We start from the raw sequence: 15,644 nt of genomic DNA, 5'->3' as shown, positions 1-15,644 counted from the left end.
TTAAAGTATGTGAAATAATAGGGCTGTCTATACAAAAAAACATTGCAGTAAAACTCTTGTTATTTCACCTAAATTTTGTTATTATAAAAATAAAAATCGAACACACGTTCGATAATAAGGAGTTCCTATGTTAAAAAAATTACCTATTTTTAATCATATTGCTGCCATTCTTCCCCATTATACTTCGGAAGGTGACACTACTACTATTATTACGACAGACGGCAAACAAACTTCTACTGCTGCTTCCATTCGTACCGTCTTGCGACGTTTAGCCCATAGCCGCGCTATGGATCTTACAGCCTTAAGACAGCACACGATCCTTGCCACCGGTCAAAGGATTTTGCAGCCGCTGCCCATTGCTCCCGGACTTGTCCTGTGTCCTATGAAAACAAGGATTCCCAAAGTAGCAGGCGATACGAGTACGGGCTATATTAATTATCATGCCGTAATGGGTGTGGCTGAAAAAAATCTTACTTCATATCAAGCGGTCATAACACTAACTGGAAATACAGACATTCCTGTATATTGGACCTCAACTACGGTAAAAAAACATTTGCAATCTGCCAAACTAGCAATGTCTTGTACCGCCCAGTCATCGGATTCTCATCCCAATCTCATGCCCATTGCCCAGAAACTTGTGGAGATTATTTATGATATTTTGGTGTTGAAAAATGGGAAAGAATAAAAATACGTTTAAACGCGAAGATGCGAAAAAGGCGAAGAACACGAAGGAATTTTTAACCGCAGAGAACACAGAGGGCACTGAGAGGGGATATGTAATATACTAACTAAAATATTTTCTCTGTGTTCTCTGCGCCTCTGCGGTTAAACCATCGTCTCCAGTAAATCTCATTCACCTCGCTGCTCTTTTGAGCATGACGTCTTGATAATCTTGACGCAATAGGCCACATACGGCAACCATAAAATCATCGATGCTCATGCGATGTGCCAGGTCCATGACGTGAACTACACTGCCGCGGCACAGGGCAATGGCATCACTTACCGGTCTTATTTCCTCCGAAAACATTACCACTTTCATAATCGGGATATCTCCGACCAATCGTTCTAAAATCAGTGCAGTAAAATCATCCGAGCTCACATCTACTACGACAATGTCACAATCTACCTCTGCCCGTTCAATTTCCTGGGCCAAATAACGCAGCAGATCTTCCACTCTGTAATCTAAATTTCTTACCACAATTAAAAAGCTGCAGCTTGGAACTGACACGAAACGAGGCTCCAACCACCATTTCCACAGATCACGAATACAATACCACATTCCATACATAGCCAGGGACAACAAAATTACACTCGCTGTATAGGAAAAAAACAAAATATCCTACCCCCTTTATCATGGGATAGGATATGATATGCAAAATGCTATGAAAGGTGATTTACTCTAAGATTACAAGTTTATGCTTTATAGCATACAGCACAGCCTGGGTACGATCATTTACGCTGATCTTGCGGAATATATTCGTAAGATGATTCTTGACCGTCTTCTCACTTAAGAATAAACTCTTAGCAAGTTCCTGGTTACTCAGTCCCCGGCATACCCCTTGCAACACCTCGTATTCCCTATAGGTTAAGCCTTCTTCTCTACGGCTGATTGTCCTGACAACTTCACTAACCTTCTCTTTTTCCTTCTCCTGCTGCGTACGGCTAAACTCATTAAAGATCCGTTTTGCCAAGGTTGGATAAATATATGATTCGCCAGCGTATACCGTACGAATGGCTGTAACTAACATACCCGGTTCAATATCCTTTAACAGATACCCGACAGCACCGGATTTTATGACTTCCATTACATAGCTTTCGTCATCATGCATAGTTAAAACAATGATTTTAATTGCTTTTTCCTGCTCATTAATTTTTTTTATAACATCCAAACCATTCATACGGGGCATATTTATATCCAGCAAAAGGATATCCGGAGTTAAAGCAATGGCTTTTTCTACGGTTTCTGCCCCATCACAGGCTTCTCCAATTACTTGAAAATCATCTTCTAATTTCAGCACGTTTATTATCCCTTGCCGTAATAGGGCATGATCATCTGCAATCACTATCTTAATCGCCATAGCTACCGCCTACCTTTCAGTAATAAAATTCTCCAAAAATAGTAAAAATCCTGTTACAAGTAACAGGATTTTTTTGGAAATATCTTCTTTATTTTTTTAAGGCCTTTAATCTAGGCCCCATTAGGCGTTTATATGCTTCCACCCCCGGTTGATCAAAAGCATCAACATTCGCCAATTCACCTTCATAAGCAACAGACAATGCCAGCATATATAACAATTCTCCTAAATGATAGGCATTTAAGGAAGGCAGTATCAATGTGGCATTAAAGCGTTCGTCATTGATTAGTGCCTCTGCGTTGGCCTCTCGTGCTACGTCCAAAGCCTGGCTCAAATAGATAGAAGATATTTCAGAAAGCTTGGAGACTGCAGGGAAAACATCGGGAATCACAGCATCCTGCTCCCACTTAACCACCTTAACAAACTGAACCACCTTATCTTTCTTACCATCCTGATGCTGCTGTGTCTGGGCATGCATATCCGTTGTTCCAACAGCTACAATTGGAGTCCGGCCATAAAATACTTCCGCTCCTTCACGGCTGGTACGTTTGCCTAAGGATTCAGCTAACAGCTGTACATACCATTCTGCTACTGATTTTAAATAATCTGCATAAGGCATAAACACTTCAATGTCCCGCCCGTATTTTTCGGCAGCAATAAACTTTAAGGCTGCATTTAATTTCGCCGGATTTTTGTATATATCAGAAGTCTGACATGCCTGATCCATGGCTTGTGCGCCAGCCAAGAACGCGTCAATATCCATGCCAATGCAGGCAGCAGTGACTAAACCAACTTCCGAGAAAATACTAAATCTGCCGCCCACGCCATCTGGAACGCTAAAGGTCGGCCAGCCTTGCTCCTCGGCTAATTTTCCCAATAAAGTAGCCTTCTCACCTTTCGCAGGATCGGTTACCGCTACCACTTCAATATTCAGCAATGGCTCTTGTTGTTTTAAAGCATCATACATCACCATGAAAGTCGACATGGTATCTAGGGTGCCGCCGGATTTTGAAATCACCACTAAGACGACTTTATAGGAATTAGGCTGACCATGAACAGCTTTCAGACGGGCTTCTGCGATCAGATGCTCTACCATATCTGCAGTTCGTCTCGCATCAATGTTATTACCATTAAAGTATAGCTTCGGATAGCCATTGCGTTCCTTCACACTTTTTGCATTCCAGAACTCACCACAATGAACATCAAATAAGACCTTATTCCCTAAGTAAGAGCCGCCAATACCAAAGGTCACTACAGCATCCACTGTGTTTTTTAGAGAACTGCCAAATTCCTTTAACCTGGCAATGGATGCTGGAGAGTTCAGGTTACCTTCAGCCACATAAGGCAGTTGGGTAAATAACACTCTTTCCGGCGTGCCGTCTTTGGACAAATGTCCTCGAACTTCGCCTGTTGCCCGCATGGTTTCAACAGCCTTTTGTGCAGCAGCCAGCTTTTCTGCTAACTCTTCAACATCACTGGCAGTTACTTTACCAGCTCCATACAGATTACCATAGTCAAAGGAAAAACCCGAGGCTAATGTTAGACAACTTTCTTCTTTACTACTCATTAGACAACAACCTCCCTATATTTTTGTACACTTCCCATTCATTATTAATTGCCGCTTTTTCTATTCCCCTCTTGAGAGGGGTGGCACGTAGTGTCGGGGTGTGTTTAGCCACTATTTACTTACAACCTGCATTCCCATCTTTCCCTGCCACCAGCGGACCGACAGTTTTGATCAAATATCGTAAAAAGTCATCTCGCAAATCAGGACGCTTCAGAGCAAATTCAATCGTCGCTTCCAAATATCCCTGCTTATCACCCACATCATAACGGCGACCTTCAAAATTATAGGCATACACGGAATGCTGCTGAATTGCTAAGGTACGGATCGCATCCGTTAACTGTATCTCTCCGCCTTTTCCAGGAGGAGTATTCTCTAAGATAGCAAAAATCTCAGGCTGAAGAATATAGCGCCCCATCACTGCCAAACGAGATGGTGCCTCTGACATATCCGGCTTTTCTACAAGATCCACAGCCTGCCAAACATTCTGCTTAATCTCCACAGGTTTTACAATTCCATAGTTACAAACCTTATCCAGAGGAACTTCCTGCGTCCCTAGAATAGTACCGTAACAATCATCATAGACACTCATCATTTGTTTTAAACAAGGAACACTGGCATCAATAATATCATCACCTAACAGCACAGCAAAAGGCTCATTCCCTACAAACTGTTTGGCACATAACACAGCATGCCCCAGTCCCTTTGCTTCCTTCTGTCTTACATAATGAATCGTAACGTCAGCAATTTCCTCTACCAAGTTTAACAAATCGTACTTGCCCTGATCTTTAAGCAGCATCTCCAGCTCTACTGACCGATCAAAATGATCCTCAATGGAACGCTTATTTCTCCCTGTAATAATGAGAATTTCTTCAATGCCTGACTGAACCGCTTCTTCAATAATATATTGAATCGCCGGCTTATCAACGATAGGCAGCATCTCTTTAGGCTGTGCCTTCGTCGCCGGCAAGAACCTTGTCCCCATCCCTGCCGCCGGAATCACCGCCTTGCGAACTTTTCCCAGTCCTTTTCTCATCTTAGCACCATCCTTAGCTGTGATAATCATATTGTGCTGTATCAGGAAAACACTGATACATCCTATAACACATATAAAACGAATTGAACCGCAAAGGCGCAAAGGACACAAAGGGAGTTATTAATAGCATATTTTTGTGCTCTTTTGTCATTGCGAACAGAGTGAAGCAATCTCTGCGCCCAGAGGGATTGCTTCGTCGTACCTCCTCGCAATGACATTCCGAGGCTATAGTTTTTCCCATTCCCCTCTAGAGAGGGGTGGCACGCGGTGACGGGGTGTGTCCGTCCGTCCCTGTCACTCGTCCATTTCCTCCTTACCCCAGCTTCTCAATAGCGGCTAATAATTCAGCCGTTTTCTTTTCCAGTAAAGAAGCATCGCCCCGGCTCTCCACATTCAGACGAATCAGCGGTTCTGTATTGGACATTCGCAGATTAAACCGCCAGTCATCATATTCTATACTTAATCCATCTGTATAATCAACAGCAGCTCCCGGGGTTACAAACTGCTTTTCTATTTCTGCTACCACCATCTGAGCATCCTTGACTCTTCGATTGATCTCCCCGCTCACAGGGAATTTTTCCATACGAGCTCCCACCAATTGAGACAAGGATCTGCCTGATACACTTATATTCTCAGCAACTAAGAGCCACGGTATCATACCGCTATCGCAATATGCAAAATCTCTAAAATAATGATGAGCTGACATCTCCCCACCATATATCGCATCTTCCTGGCGCATGCGTTCTTTAATAAAGGCATGACCGGTCTTACACAAAATAGGAATACCGCCAGCTTCCTTTACCAATTCAATCGTATTCCAGGTTAAACGCGGATCATGGATAATTTTCGCCCCGGCACAGCGCCTTAAAAATGCTTCTGCTAAACATCCAACAATATAATACCCTTCAATAAATTGTCCTTGTTCATCAAATAAGAAGCAGCGGTCAAAATCCCCATCCCAGGCAATCCCAAAATCAGCACCGCTTTCTCGCACAGCCTTGGCTGTTGCCTCCCGCTTCTCAACTAACAAGGGATTGGGAATTCCATGTGGGAACGTCCCATCTGGCTCATGATACACTTTGATAAACTCAAAAGGCAATACCTTCTCTAATGCATCAAGCGTTGGTCCTGCGCAGCCATTGCCAGCATTTACTACGATTTTCAACGGTTTTAATACTGCTGCATCCACATAGGTAAGCAAATGCTGTACATACTCTTTCATAATATCATACTGCTCCACTGTGCCCTTGGCAATACCAGCACACTGTTCCCGTGAAAAATCTCCAGTAACTACACAGTCTTCTAACTCTCGCAGCCCTGTATCACCACTAATCGGCCTTGATTCTTTACGTACCAGCTTGAGTCCATTATAATCCATAGGATTATGACTGGCTGTTACCATGATTCCCCCATCCACTCCTAAATGAGATGTGGCGAAATATACCATTTCCGTACCGCATACACCAATATCAATTACATGACAGCCCCGATCTGTAAAACCTTCTATTAACGCCTTAGTCAGACTCTCGCTGGACAACCGCACATCCCGCCCCACTACCACAGTCTTTGCATCGAAAAGCTCCACAAAAGCCCAGCCAATGCGATAGGTTACTTCCTCATTGAGCTCATCAGGCACCCTGCCACGAATATCATAGGCCTTAAAGGCATCTCTTTTTATAACAATATCCTGTGTCATTGGAAAGCCCCTCCTCTTCCTATATTCAATCTTCATTTTATTCCCAAAGAAAGTAATATATGTTATACAACTTCGCCAAATTATGATTCTTATCCTGCTGCTCTATGGATGTCCATTGCAACTTCCCATACTTCTATGCTACACTGTGATTAACAATGAGGCTACCCCTCCGTTCCCCCCTTCTACGGGAATTTGTGCTAGACTACTAAAAAAGGAGAAGACACAAATGCCGACTGAAAAGTTATTACAAGAAATCCTCACCGAAGTTAAATCCGTAAAAAATGAGGTCTTTACTCTAAGAGAAGATTTTTCTACCCTAAAGAAAGATGTCTCTACTCTAAAAGACGACGTTTCAACCCTAAAGGAAGATGTCTCTACCCTAAAAGATGACGTCTTCACCCTAAAGGGAGATATCTCTACTTTGAAGCTCGATGTTTCTGATATTCAATCGAATATGGTCACAAAAGATGAATTTATGCAAGCTATTGGTGAGCAGCAGCAGGATATTATGAAGATCCTGGAACTAACCGATAAAAAAATTGACCGCGTAGAATCAGAAATAAAGTACATTCGCCGTGATATCCGAACCATCGAATTGGTAACCGTGAAGAATTGGAATGAAATTCTAGACTTACGAGAAGCAAAATAAGTGAGGTTAAAGAATAGCCTATGTTGATATGATATCAGCATAGGCTATTCTTTAACCTCACTATTCCGTCTGCTCATCCAGTTCTCATATACCCTAAACTCAACTGTATTAACGGATAATTATACGAAAAGTCGTTTGAATTATGTAGGAAAATATAGTGCCTCCCCTATTGACACAACTCGTCAAGCCTCACAACAGAAATTTCTCTTATTGCTGAAAGTTTATAATCATTAGTGAGCAAAACATCAGCCCCTTTAACAATTGCTGTAGCAACAATCAGAGCATCTGGCATTTTGACATTATAGGCAGCTCGCAATTTAGCTGCTTCTTCTGCAATCTCCTCATCAATATGATAAGCTGTAAGATTGGGCATCTGAAACATTAATTTGACTTGGTCAAGAGCAGTCCAGTTAGCTTCCCGGTAAGGACGCACACTACACTCTGAAAATGCAAGTACAGAAGTCCAGATCTCATGTGTTTCTTTATTACCCGCAGCATCGATGATAGGAAGAACCCTCACACCTAGTGGCTCTTGAGCAAAAACTGAAATAAAAATGTTGGTATCAAACCCTATTTTTTTATAGACTTTTAAAAATTCATCACTCGTTATTCCCATGAATCCTCACGTTCCTTCTGCAAAGCTTCTAATGGTTTCTCACCCCAAGCCCCCTTGCAGCACCCCCATGCAGCCTTAGCCCAATCTTCAGGCTTCTTAATGAGACTCATACGACCATTACGATCACTAGTCATGATTAGTATATCACCAGGTCCAACTTTCGCATTTTCTCTAATACGAGCAGGGATAACGAATTGACTCTTATCTCCAAGTTTTACTTCTGCACTCACACCAAACATGGTACATACCCCCTATTGTTCTTTCTATACTTATTATATTCATTTTCCTACCAATATACAATATAGTATAACTTTTTTTATTTCAGTTGGAATTACACTCATAAAGTAAATACCCATCTAAAAATAAAACCCCCTCCATATCAAAGAATGGGACTGCCGCACTAAACTAGTGTGGTAGCCCCTCTCGTTATTTCCAATATCGATAATGCCCCTAGAGATATTAAATTCTATCGATAATTTGCTGCTTGAACGTTCCAATATCTTTTAATTTTTCCTGTAAAATCATATATACCACATTTGCATCTATATCTACATATTGATGCGCTATCATATTACGAAATGCTACCATTTTAATATAGATAGCACCCTGCATTCTTGTCCAATATCCATAATCCGACAAAATTCGAAAACCATCGGATAGCATATCAATTTCCCCTAACTCCTCATCAGCTACAATATGATTTACAATATCAATCATACAATTAATAATGATGAAGAGGTTATATTCTACTACATCTCTGGCAACTGGATGACTGATAAATTCATCATAATTCAGTGAAGTATAAACTTGTATTTTTCGTAGTGACTTTTCAATTTGATATAATTTTCGCTCTAAGACGTCCCGTTTAACCATTCTTGTTTCCTCTCAATAAATGCTGCCTAGAATAGCGCGCCCAATATCTCACGTCATTGTATTCTTTAACAACCCGCAAGGAGTATTCTGCTTCAAACAATGCATTGCGCGATAAAAGTACCTTTTTTTGCATATTTGCTGTATGTTTAATTAAAGGCTTAGCATTATTTAGCACCACCAGATCAATTTCTTTGTTTACCAGCTCCATAAGATCTGCCTTTAATTGCAAATACCAATCCATATCTGTCAATACCGTATGATCCTCAACATAAACAGCAATGTCCATATCACTAAAACGAGTAGTCAAACCAGTAGCATAAGAACCGAACAACCAAGCAAACATAATATCCTGACGCTCCGCAAAAAAATCTCCCAACCTTTGAATCAACTCAATTTGAAGCTTTTTCTTTGTCATGATTTACACCGCCTCACATCCACTCGACTATATTGCTTATTATACCAACAATACCTTCAAAACACTATATGAAAGTCCCCATCTATTCTTCAATCTCACTATTCAGCAAAAATCTCACTCAACTCTAATACCAAATCAGAAAATATCCCTACCGACAATTGCTCGGAATGATCATACACTTCATACCGACCGTACATACCATCTTCTCCGAGTTTAAACACCGTAACAGTGTGATCTGTGGGATGTACCAGCCAGTATTCCTTGACTCCAGCCTTCTCATATAAATGCAATTTAATTACCATATCCAGTTTCACAGTACCAGGTGACAAAATCTCAATAATGAAATCCGGTGCACCAATGCATCCTTGATCATCCAGTTTTTCTTTATCGCAGATCACCACGATATCAGGCTGCACGACATTACCTGTGCTCTTATCATCTTCACCATCCAGAGGCAAACGAACATCAAAAGGCGCAGTATATACTTTACATGGTTTGCCATCTAAATAATTGCCAATTTTCCGTGATAAAGTTTGTGATATTTCCTGATGCCTCCTAGATGGAGCTGGCGACATATTATATGCTACTCCATGAATTAATTCCCAGCGTTGACCATCGTCCCAGTCTAAATAATCAGCATATGTATAGGAAATACCCTTATTTTTCACTGCTAATACCATCGTCAGCACCTCCACGAATTCCTTATCATTATTATACCAATAATATCTTAAATATAACAACCATGATTGGTCCATTGAAGCTTACCTTGTCTTTGGCTTTCGCAGTGTCGTCAAATACCATCCCTATCGACATAGCATCAACATAGGCTATTCTTTAACCTCACTATTCCCCTCTGGAGAGGGTTGGCACGCAGTGACAGGGTGTGTTCCATCTGCTCATTCAGTTCTCATTTTACCTTAAACTCAACTGCATTAACGGATATTTTCACTAAAAGTCGTTTGACTTATGCGTGCGAATGCACTATAATTAAGAAAATTATTTCTAAAGAGGTGCTGTTATGATCAGAACCGCAATCAATGATTTAATAAAATGGAAAAACAGTTCCCATCGAAAACCGCTTATTATAAAGGGAGCAAGGCAGGTCGGCAAGACTTGGCTGATGCGCGAATTTGGCAGAACACACTACGAGAAATGTGCATATATCAACTTTGATAATAACGAAAGAATGGAAAGCCTGTTTAAAGGTGACATAGATATAAAAAGAATCATAACCGCCCTGCAAATCGAAACAGGCATCACGATTGAAGCTAAAAATACACTGATCATATTTGATGAGGTTCAAGAAGTTCCGCGAGCATTAACCTCGCTTAAATATTTTTGTGAAAATGCACCTGATTACCATATCATTGCTGCTGGAAGCTTGCTTGGAGTTGCGCTGCACCCAGGAACATCCTTTCCAGTAGGCAAAGTAGATTTCATGACGTTATATCCGCTTGATTTTTTAGAATTCATGACAGCAACAGGTAATGATAACCTTGTGGAACTTTTGAAATCCAATGATTTTGAGATGGTAACCAGCTTCAAGGGAAAATATATTGACCTGCTAAAGCAGTACTATTATATTGGTGGAATGCCTGAGGTAGTATCCCGCTTTATTGCAAATAACGATTTTACCACTGCCCGCGAGATCCAGAATAAAATACTAATGGCCTATGAACAAGATTTCTCAAAACATGCACCTAACGAAACTGTACCGCGTATTAGAATGCTGTGGACTTCGATTCCCTCACAACTGGCAAAAGAAAACCGCAAATTTATCTATGGGCTCATCAGACAAGGAGCAAGGGCAAGAGAATATGAGCTTGCTATGACGTGGCTGATTGATTGCGGGCTAATCTATAAGGTTAGCCGCGTGTCAAAACCTGATATGCCACTAATGGCCTATCAAGATTTTAATGCATTTAAGCTGTTTGTACTTGATGTTGGCTTGCTTTCTGCTATGAGCGGCCTAAGCCTAAAATCAATACTGGAAAACAACCAAATATTTGAAGAATTTAAAGGCGCATTAACGGAACAGTATGTTTTACAGCAATTAATAACAAATAGTGAGATAAAACCATATTATTGGTCAGCAAAACGATCTACAGGTGAAATTGATTTTATATTCCAACATGGCAATGATGTTGTCCCTCTTGAGGTAAAAGCAGCAGAAAACCTGCAAGCCAAAAGTCTCAAAAACTATTGCTTAAAATATAATCCTAAAAACGCAATTCGAACATCAATGTCTGATTATAGAAAAGAAGATTGGCTTGCAAATGTACCATTGTATGCAATGAATGTATTAATTTCAATTTTAAACTCGGAACTGTCCCCATCGACAAGCCAATTGACATGATAATGGGCAAAGTCCTCTTTCGACTTTGCCCATTATTTTTTATTCCCCCCTAGAGAGGGGTGGCACGCAGTGACAGGTGTGTTCGTCAGGTCAGCCAATCGCCCACGATCTCCTTTTCGGCAAACAAGGCTAAGGAACCTCCTGTATGCAAAAATACAACCGTACTGCCTTTTGGTATTTTTCCACTTTGGATACCATGCAATAATCCGGAAAACGCTTTTCCCGTATAAACCGGATCTAATAAAATACCTTCTGTCTCCGCCAATAATCGGATAGCCACCGAAGATTCTTCATTCGGAATTTCATATCCTGGCAAATAAAAGTCATGTTCTATAGCAAGATCATCTTCCGTTAAAGAAAAATCAAAACGGATTCTTTCCAATGTGTCACTGGAAAGCTGTAATATCTTAGCCGGATACTCTACATCTTTCTCTCCAACCGCAACGGAAACAATCTTCGTAGAAGCACCCAGTATCTTTTTCCCTGCAAGTAGTCCAGAAAGCGTGCCTCCCGACCCGGTAGCGTGAAACAGATAGTCGGGCTGGATGTTATTTTGCAGCAGCTGTTCGGAAAGCTCCAGAAACGCATCAATAAATCCAATCGAACCAACAGCGCTTGCCCCACCGCCTGGAATCACATAACATTTATGTCCTGCTTCTTCTAAATTCTGCTCCCTTACCTTTGCTGCCGCCTCTGCTTCCTCACGACTGTCTGCAATATGAAGTTCAGCTCCCATTATAGTGTCTAGCAGTAAATTAGCTCGCAATTGGCTATCTGGAGTAATTACTTTACGCAAAAATAAGATGGGAGTTAAACCGTATTTCCTGCAGGCTGCAACGGTTTGCATTGCATGATTGGACTGGGTTGCCCCAAAAGTAATCACATGATCACATCCCTGTTCCAATGCATCTCCCAGCAGATATTCAAGCTTTCTAATTTTATTGCCGCCAAAAGGGGTAAACCCCGATACATCTTCCCTTTTGAGATAGATTTCAACTCCCAACCGCTTAGAAAGTCTATCCAAACGATGACAAGGAGTCGGATAAAACCCCAATTGTACTTTTGCCAGTTCATGCAGATTTTTTCTGAGCTGATTAACATTTTCCATCATGCACCTGATTTCTCCGAATTGTATCATTCGGATATTTTAAATTGAGAAGCTCCATCTGGGCAGAATTCTTTCCAAGAATTGTTTTGTGCGCTCCTCTTTTGGATTAGCAAAAATCTCCTTCGGGCTTCCTTCTTCGACAATTACTCCTTCATCCATAAACACAATGTGATTGGCAATATCGTTTGCAAAAGACATTTCATGGGTCACCACCACCATCGTAATTCCATCTTGTGCAACCTTCTGCATAACGGCAAGCACCTCGCCAACCAGTTCCGGATCCAATGCAGAAGTAGGCTCATCAAACAAAATCACTTCCGGATTCAGCGCAACCGCACGGGCAATGCCCACGCGCTGCTGCTGTCCACCGGAAAGTTGCAATGGAAAAGAGTCATATTTATCGGTAAGCCCAACCTTATCAAGTGCTTTTTTTGCAATTTCCTTTGCCTGGGCAACCGGAACGTTTCTGGCTGTAACAAGTCCTTCCATCACATTTTCCAAGGCAGTCATATTGCTAAAAAGGTTGTAATTTTGAAAAACCATGGCTGTTTGTCTGCGGACATTTAGAATTTCCTTACTGGTGGCATGCTTAAAGCTTATTTTCGTATCACCGATCGTTAATTCACCGTCATCTGCCGCCTCCAAAAAATTAATGCAGCGTAGTAATGTGGTTTTCCCTGAGCCGCTTGGACCTAAGACGACAACAACTTCCCCCTTCTTTACACTCAAGTCAACACCCTTAAGCACTTCATTTTTCCCAAAGGACTTGCGAACACCCTTTAACTGAATCAAACTATAACACCTCTCTTCTTAAATTATTTTCCTGCACCCTATACTGATATTTTTTCAAATGTTTCTCCAACATAACGGAAACCCTTTCCACTGCCAGACACATCACCCAATAAATAATCGCTGCAGCGATATACGCTTCCAAGAAACGATAATTGATCTGGGCAGAGGTTAAAGCCCCATTCATCACGTCCACAACCGTGATTAGATATACAATCGAAGATCCTTTAATGAGTCCGATAAAGTTATTGCACAAAACAGGAACTGCAAAGGGAAACGCCTGGGGCAGAACCACCCGTCGCAGCGTCTGCCATCTGGTAAGTCCAACAGAATAACCAGCTTCATACTGCCCATCATCCACTGACAGTAAAGCACTGCGCATTGTTTCCGATATAACAACCACTGCATAGATGGAAATGGCAACAATACCGATATATGTTTTATCCATAAACCGCAAAGCATCTGCCCATCCGTACCATTTGGCCAAAAAATCAAGAGGTTTGAGTATTAGAAAATTCATAATGAACAGATGCAGCACCAACGGAATTCCCTTGATTACTGGAATCAGAATATCTGCCAGTTTTGCTACGATTCTTACACGAAATCTCCTGCATACAGCAATCAATGTGCCAACAACGATCCCGATTAAAAGGGGAAGTACCGACAGCACCAGTGTCGTAGGAATGTATTTCACAGCAACTTTGAGGGATGCAGCAACATATTGAAAATCAAAAATCATGCCATCACCTCCTATTCAAAATCAACCTTTTTTCAGTACGCAAAAACATTTTTTCCAATAGCAGACTTACTACGATAAAGACAACTGCAACCACAGCATAGCCTTCCAATTCATGATAAGTACGATTTCCAATGGCCTCGGCCTGACCGATCATATCTAAAATACCAAGAGTAAAGGCAAGGGATGTAGATTCAAACGTATTCACAACACGGGTTCCAAAAACAGGAAAGGCAATCAAAAATGCCTGTGGTAATATAACCCGGCGAAGTGCCTGCCATCTGCTTAATCCAATAGAATAAGCCGCCTCGCGCTGTCCCTGGGGTACACTTACAATAGCCGAACGAATAATCTCTGATATAAACGCCGCATTATTGAATCCGTAAGCGGCTAAAACAAAGTACAATTTATCCCAATGGTTAATGTTAATTCCAATTTCATCCAGCAAAAGCGGCAGCCCATAATAGACAATAAATAATTGGATGATAACCGGCGTTCCACGAATAAAAGATACATAGACTACGGCAATATGGCTGAGTACAGGTATCTTGTAAATGCGGATGGCTGCGATCAGCAATCCCAATAGCATGCCTACAGTAATAGAAAATACTACGATCAGCAATGTAATGTGAAAGCGGGATATAATGGCAGGGAAATATTCAAAAACCAGCTTTATATCAAATAGGCTTCCCACTTCTTCATCCCCCTCCTTTCCTATTTATCAACACATCACTACTCACTAGGATTCCATTTTTCACTGAAAATCGTATCCTTATTCCACATTATAATCCGTATTTGTATACTCATAAGACAACTTGGATAGAGTTCCGTCTGCTTTCATTTCTTTCAAAACTTTATCAATATCATCCCTCAACTGAACCTCATTTTTGCTGAGAATAAAGTATGCCTGTGATTGGCTGAATAAACCGTCCTCGATAATTCCCAATCCACCGCCAAAAGCTTCATTGTTACGGTTAAATGTCTTCTTAGTCATAACCCCTGCATCCAATCGGCCGTTGACAAGATCATCATATACCACGCTGGCTCCACCGGTTGTATATACAATATTAATCTTTTTATCATGCCCCTGATTGTATTTTTCCAGGAGAGCTGCTGTATTGCTTCCCTGTGAGCAGCCTACTCGTTTACCGACTAAATCATCAATCGTTTTAATATCAGTGCGTCCTTTTGCTACAACAATTCTCTTATCATAATTTGCAAAACCTTCATTCGTAAACAGATATTTTGCCTCTCTGTCCGGATTTTTTTCAAACTGCTGTGTCGCAATATTGATTTTCTTTGCATCCAAACTCAATAAGAGATTCTTCAACTCGATGGATTGAAATTTAAACTCATATTGTGGAAGCCTTGCATCGATTTCCTTTAAAACTGCTACATCATAGCCTGCGGGCTGGTTATTCTTGTCAATATATGCATAAGGTTCAAATGTAGATCCAGCTCCAACGAGCACCTGCCTAACCTGCTTTGTATCATTTGCCGCTGCTCCGGAAGCCTGATCCGCACTTTTTTGGCTGGAGCAACCTGCAAGCAGCAAAGCCCCTGCTAATATACCAGATAAAAGATAAGTAGAAAAACGTTTTTCCATTTTGAACACTCCTAACAATATGTATTATTTTTATAGCTATAGAAATTTTTAAAAAATTCTCCAAAGACAACTATCCCTGTTCTTTATTCCCCCCTTATTGTTCTTAATAAACAGCAAAAAGGCAT

The 15,644-nt window shown here is 41.1% G+C and carries 18 protein-coding genes; 3 read left to right on the top strand and 15 right to left on the bottom strand.

Annotated features, from left to right (window positions below; genetic code table 11):
- The first annotated feature begins 127 nt into the window (after positions 1 to 127).
- Entirely contained in the window at positions 128 to 685 is a 558-nt protein-coding gene (locus FR7_RS04150; protein WP_007952205.1) for a hypothetical protein, read from the top strand.
- Positions 686 to 853: 168 nt separating this feature from the next.
- Here the strand turns inward: FR7_RS04150 and FR7_RS04145 are convergent, their stop codons facing one another.
- From FR7_RS04145 to FR7_RS04125, 5 genes are all read right to left on the bottom strand, one after another.
- Positions 854 to 1,333 carry a hypothetical protein gene (locus tag FR7_RS04145; protein ID WP_007930133.1) on the bottom strand — a complete coding sequence of 160 codons (480 nt, stop codon included), beginning with the start codon at positions 1,331 to 1,333 and terminating at the stop codon, positions 854 to 856.
- A gap of 61 nt (positions 1,334 to 1,394) precedes the next feature.
- Positions 1,395 to 2,078, bottom strand: a complete 684-nt coding sequence (locus tag FR7_RS04140) for a response regulator (RefSeq protein WP_007930130.1) — start codon at positions 2,076 to 2,078, stop codon at positions 1,395 to 1,397.
- An 88-nt stretch (positions 2,079 to 2,166) separates the two neighbouring features.
- Positions 2,167 to 3,642 (bottom strand): glucose-6-phosphate isomerase, encoded by a 1,476-nt coding sequence (locus FR7_RS04135; RefSeq protein WP_007952201.1) that lies wholly within the window; start codon positions 3,640 to 3,642, stop codon positions 2,167 to 2,169.
- A 115-nt stretch (positions 3,643 to 3,757) separates the two neighbouring features.
- A complete protein-coding gene (galU, locus tag FR7_RS04130; protein ID WP_007952200.1) occupies positions 3,758 to 4,675 on the bottom strand; it encodes a UTP--glucose-1-phosphate uridylyltransferase GalU in 918 nt (305 codons plus the stop codon).
- A gap of 313 nt (positions 4,676 to 4,988) precedes the next feature.
- Positions 4,989 to 6,371, bottom strand: a complete 1,383-nt coding sequence (locus FR7_RS04125; RefSeq protein WP_007952199.1) for a phosphohexomutase domain-containing protein — start codon at positions 6,369 to 6,371, stop codon at positions 4,989 to 4,991.
- Between the two features lie 226 nt (positions 6,372 to 6,597).
- On the opposite strand from FR7_RS04125, the gene FR7_RS04120 reads away from it, so the two are divergent.
- Positions 6,598 to 7,020: a hypothetical protein gene (locus FR7_RS04120; RefSeq protein ID WP_007952198.1), complete on the top strand. Its 423-nt coding sequence runs from the start codon at positions 6,598 to 6,600 to the stop codon at positions 7,018 to 7,020.
- 166 nt (positions 7,021 to 7,186) lie between these two features.
- On the opposite strand, the gene FR7_RS04115 is transcribed toward FR7_RS04120, so the two are convergent.
- The 5 genes from FR7_RS04115 to FR7_RS04095 form a co-directional block, all read right to left on the bottom strand.
- Positions 7,187 to 7,636: a type II toxin-antitoxin system VapC family toxin gene (locus FR7_RS04115; RefSeq protein ID WP_007952197.1), complete on the bottom strand. Its 450-nt coding sequence runs from the start codon at positions 7,634 to 7,636 to the stop codon at positions 7,187 to 7,189.
- A complete protein-coding gene (locus FR7_RS04110) occupies positions 7,627 to 7,875 on the bottom strand; it encodes an AbrB/MazE/SpoVT family DNA-binding domain-containing protein (RefSeq protein ID WP_007952195.1) in 249 nt (82 codons plus the stop codon). Before FR7_RS04110 ends, FR7_RS04115 begins: the two co-directional genes overlap by 10 nt.
- A 220-nt stretch (positions 7,876 to 8,095) precedes the next feature.
- Positions 8,096 to 8,509 carry a type VII toxin-antitoxin system HepT family RNase toxin gene (gene hepT / locus FR7_RS04105; protein ID WP_007952194.1) on the bottom strand — a complete coding sequence of 138 codons (414 nt, stop codon included), beginning with the start codon at positions 8,507 to 8,509 and terminating at the stop codon, positions 8,096 to 8,098.
- Entirely contained in the window at positions 8,502 to 8,924 is a 423-nt protein-coding gene (gene mntA / locus FR7_RS04100) for a type VII toxin-antitoxin system MntA family adenylyltransferase antitoxin (RefSeq protein WP_007952193.1), read from the bottom strand. The genes hepT and mntA overlap by 8 nt, the downstream gene beginning before the upstream one ends.
- 98 nt (positions 8,925 to 9,022) lie before the next feature.
- On the bottom strand, positions 9,023 to 9,679 hold the full coding sequence (locus tag FR7_RS04095; RefSeq protein ID WP_237769495.1) for a Uma2 family endonuclease: 657 nt from the start codon (positions 9,677 to 9,679) through the stop codon (positions 9,023 to 9,025).
- A gap of 263 nt (positions 9,680 to 9,942) precedes the next feature.
- Here FR7_RS04095 and FR7_RS04090 point away from each other — a divergent pair, with 263 nt between their 5' ends.
- Positions 9,943 to 11,280 (top strand): ATP-binding protein, encoded by a 1,338-nt coding sequence (locus FR7_RS04090; RefSeq protein WP_007952191.1) that lies wholly within the window; start codon positions 9,943 to 9,945, stop codon positions 11,278 to 11,280.
- A gap of 85 nt (positions 11,281 to 11,365) precedes the next feature.
- Here the strand turns inward: FR7_RS04090 and FR7_RS04085 are convergent, their stop codons facing one another.
- The 5 genes from FR7_RS04085 to FR7_RS04065 all read right to left on the bottom strand — a co-directional run bounded on the left by FR7_RS04085 (position 11,366) and on the right by FR7_RS04065 (position 15,519).
- Positions 11,366 to 12,391 carry a 1-aminocyclopropane-1-carboxylate deaminase/D-cysteine desulfhydrase gene (locus tag FR7_RS04085; protein ID WP_007952190.1) on the bottom strand — a complete coding sequence of 342 codons (1,026 nt, stop codon included), beginning with the start codon at positions 12,389 to 12,391 and terminating at the stop codon, positions 11,366 to 11,368.
- A 36-nt stretch (positions 12,392 to 12,427) separates the two neighbouring features.
- Entirely contained in the window at positions 12,428 to 13,180 is a 753-nt protein-coding gene (locus FR7_RS04080) for an amino acid ABC transporter ATP-binding protein (RefSeq protein WP_007952189.1), read from the bottom strand.
- Between the two features lies 1 nt (position 13,181).
- Entirely contained in the window at positions 13,182 to 13,916 is a 735-nt protein-coding gene (locus FR7_RS04075) for an amino acid ABC transporter permease (RefSeq protein WP_007952188.1), read from the bottom strand.
- A 4-nt stretch (positions 13,917 to 13,920) separates the two neighbouring features.
- Positions 13,921 to 14,607, bottom strand: coding sequence for an amino acid ABC transporter permease (locus FR7_RS04070; protein WP_007952187.1), 687 nt, complete (start codon positions 14,605 to 14,607; stop codon positions 13,921 to 13,923).
- A gap of 78 nt (positions 14,608 to 14,685) precedes the next feature.
- A complete protein-coding gene (locus FR7_RS04065) occupies positions 14,686 to 15,519 on the bottom strand; it encodes a transporter substrate-binding domain-containing protein (protein WP_007952181.1) in 834 nt (277 codons plus the stop codon).
- Positions 15,520 to 15,644 lie beyond the last annotated feature (125 nt).

The organism is Pelosinus fermentans DSM 17108 (genome assembly GCF_000271485.2).
GTDB classification, from domain to species: Bacteria; Bacillota; Negativicutes; order DSM-13327; family DSM-13327; genus Pelosinus; species Pelosinus fermentans.
Note: the sequence above shows the minus strand (reverse complement) of the source record. Positions and strands in the feature narration are given on the sequence as shown.

What these genes read in the sequence shown, in the direction of transcription:
- FR7_RS04135 (WP_007952201.1), bottom strand. Translation starts at nt 3,642, where the DNA reads ATGAGTAGTAAAGAAGAAAGTTGTCTAACATTAGCCTCGGGTTTTTCC.
- mntA (WP_007952193.1), bottom strand. Translation starts at nt 8,924, where the DNA reads ATGACAAAGAAAAAGCTTCAAATTGAGTTGATTCAAAGGTTGGGAGAT.
- FR7_RS04120 (WP_007952198.1), top strand. Translation starts at nt 6,598, where the DNA reads ATGCCGACTGAAAAGTTATTACAAGAAATCCTCACCGAAGTTAAATCC.
- hepT (WP_007952194.1), bottom strand. Translation starts at nt 8,509, where the DNA reads ATGGTTAAACGGGACGTCTTAGAGCGAAAATTATATCAAATTGAAAAG.
- FR7_RS04090 (WP_007952191.1), top strand. Translation starts at nt 9,943, where the DNA reads ATGATCAGAACCGCAATCAATGATTTAATAAAATGGAAAAACAGTTCC.
- FR7_RS04140 (WP_007930130.1), bottom strand. Translation starts at nt 2,078, where the DNA reads ATGGCGATTAAGATAGTGATTGCAGATGATCATGCCCTATTACGGCAA.
- FR7_RS04095 (WP_237769495.1), bottom strand. Translation starts at nt 9,679, where the DNA reads ATGGACCAATCATGGTTGTTATATTTAAGATATTATTGGTATAATAAT.
- FR7_RS04150 (WP_007952205.1), top strand. Translation starts at nt 128, where the DNA reads ATGTTAAAAAAATTACCTATTTTTAATCATATTGCTGCCATTCTTCCC.
- FR7_RS04110 (WP_007952195.1), bottom strand. Translation starts at nt 7,875, where the DNA reads ATGTTTGGTGTGAGTGCAGAAGTAAAACTTGGAGATAAGAGTCAATTC.
- FR7_RS04085 (WP_007952190.1), bottom strand. Translation starts at nt 12,391, where the DNA reads ATGATGGAAAATGTTAATCAGCTCAGAAAAAATCTGCATGAACTGGCA.
- FR7_RS04125 (WP_007952199.1), bottom strand. Translation starts at nt 6,371, where the DNA reads ATGACACAGGATATTGTTATAAAAAGAGATGCCTTTAAGGCCTATGAT.
- galU (WP_007952200.1), bottom strand. Translation starts at nt 4,675, where the DNA reads ATGAGAAAAGGACTGGGAAAAGTTCGCAAGGCGGTGATTCCGGCGGCA.
- FR7_RS04065 (WP_007952181.1), bottom strand. Translation starts at nt 15,519, where the DNA reads ATGGAAAAACGTTTTTCTACTTATCTTTTATCTGGTATATTAGCAGGG.
- FR7_RS04115 (WP_007952197.1), bottom strand. Translation starts at nt 7,636, where the DNA reads ATGGGAATAACGAGTGATGAATTTTTAAAAGTCTATAAAAAAATAGGG.
- FR7_RS04075 (WP_007952188.1), bottom strand. Translation starts at nt 13,916, where the DNA reads ATGATTTTTGATTTTCAATATGTTGCTGCATCCCTCAAAGTTGCTGTG.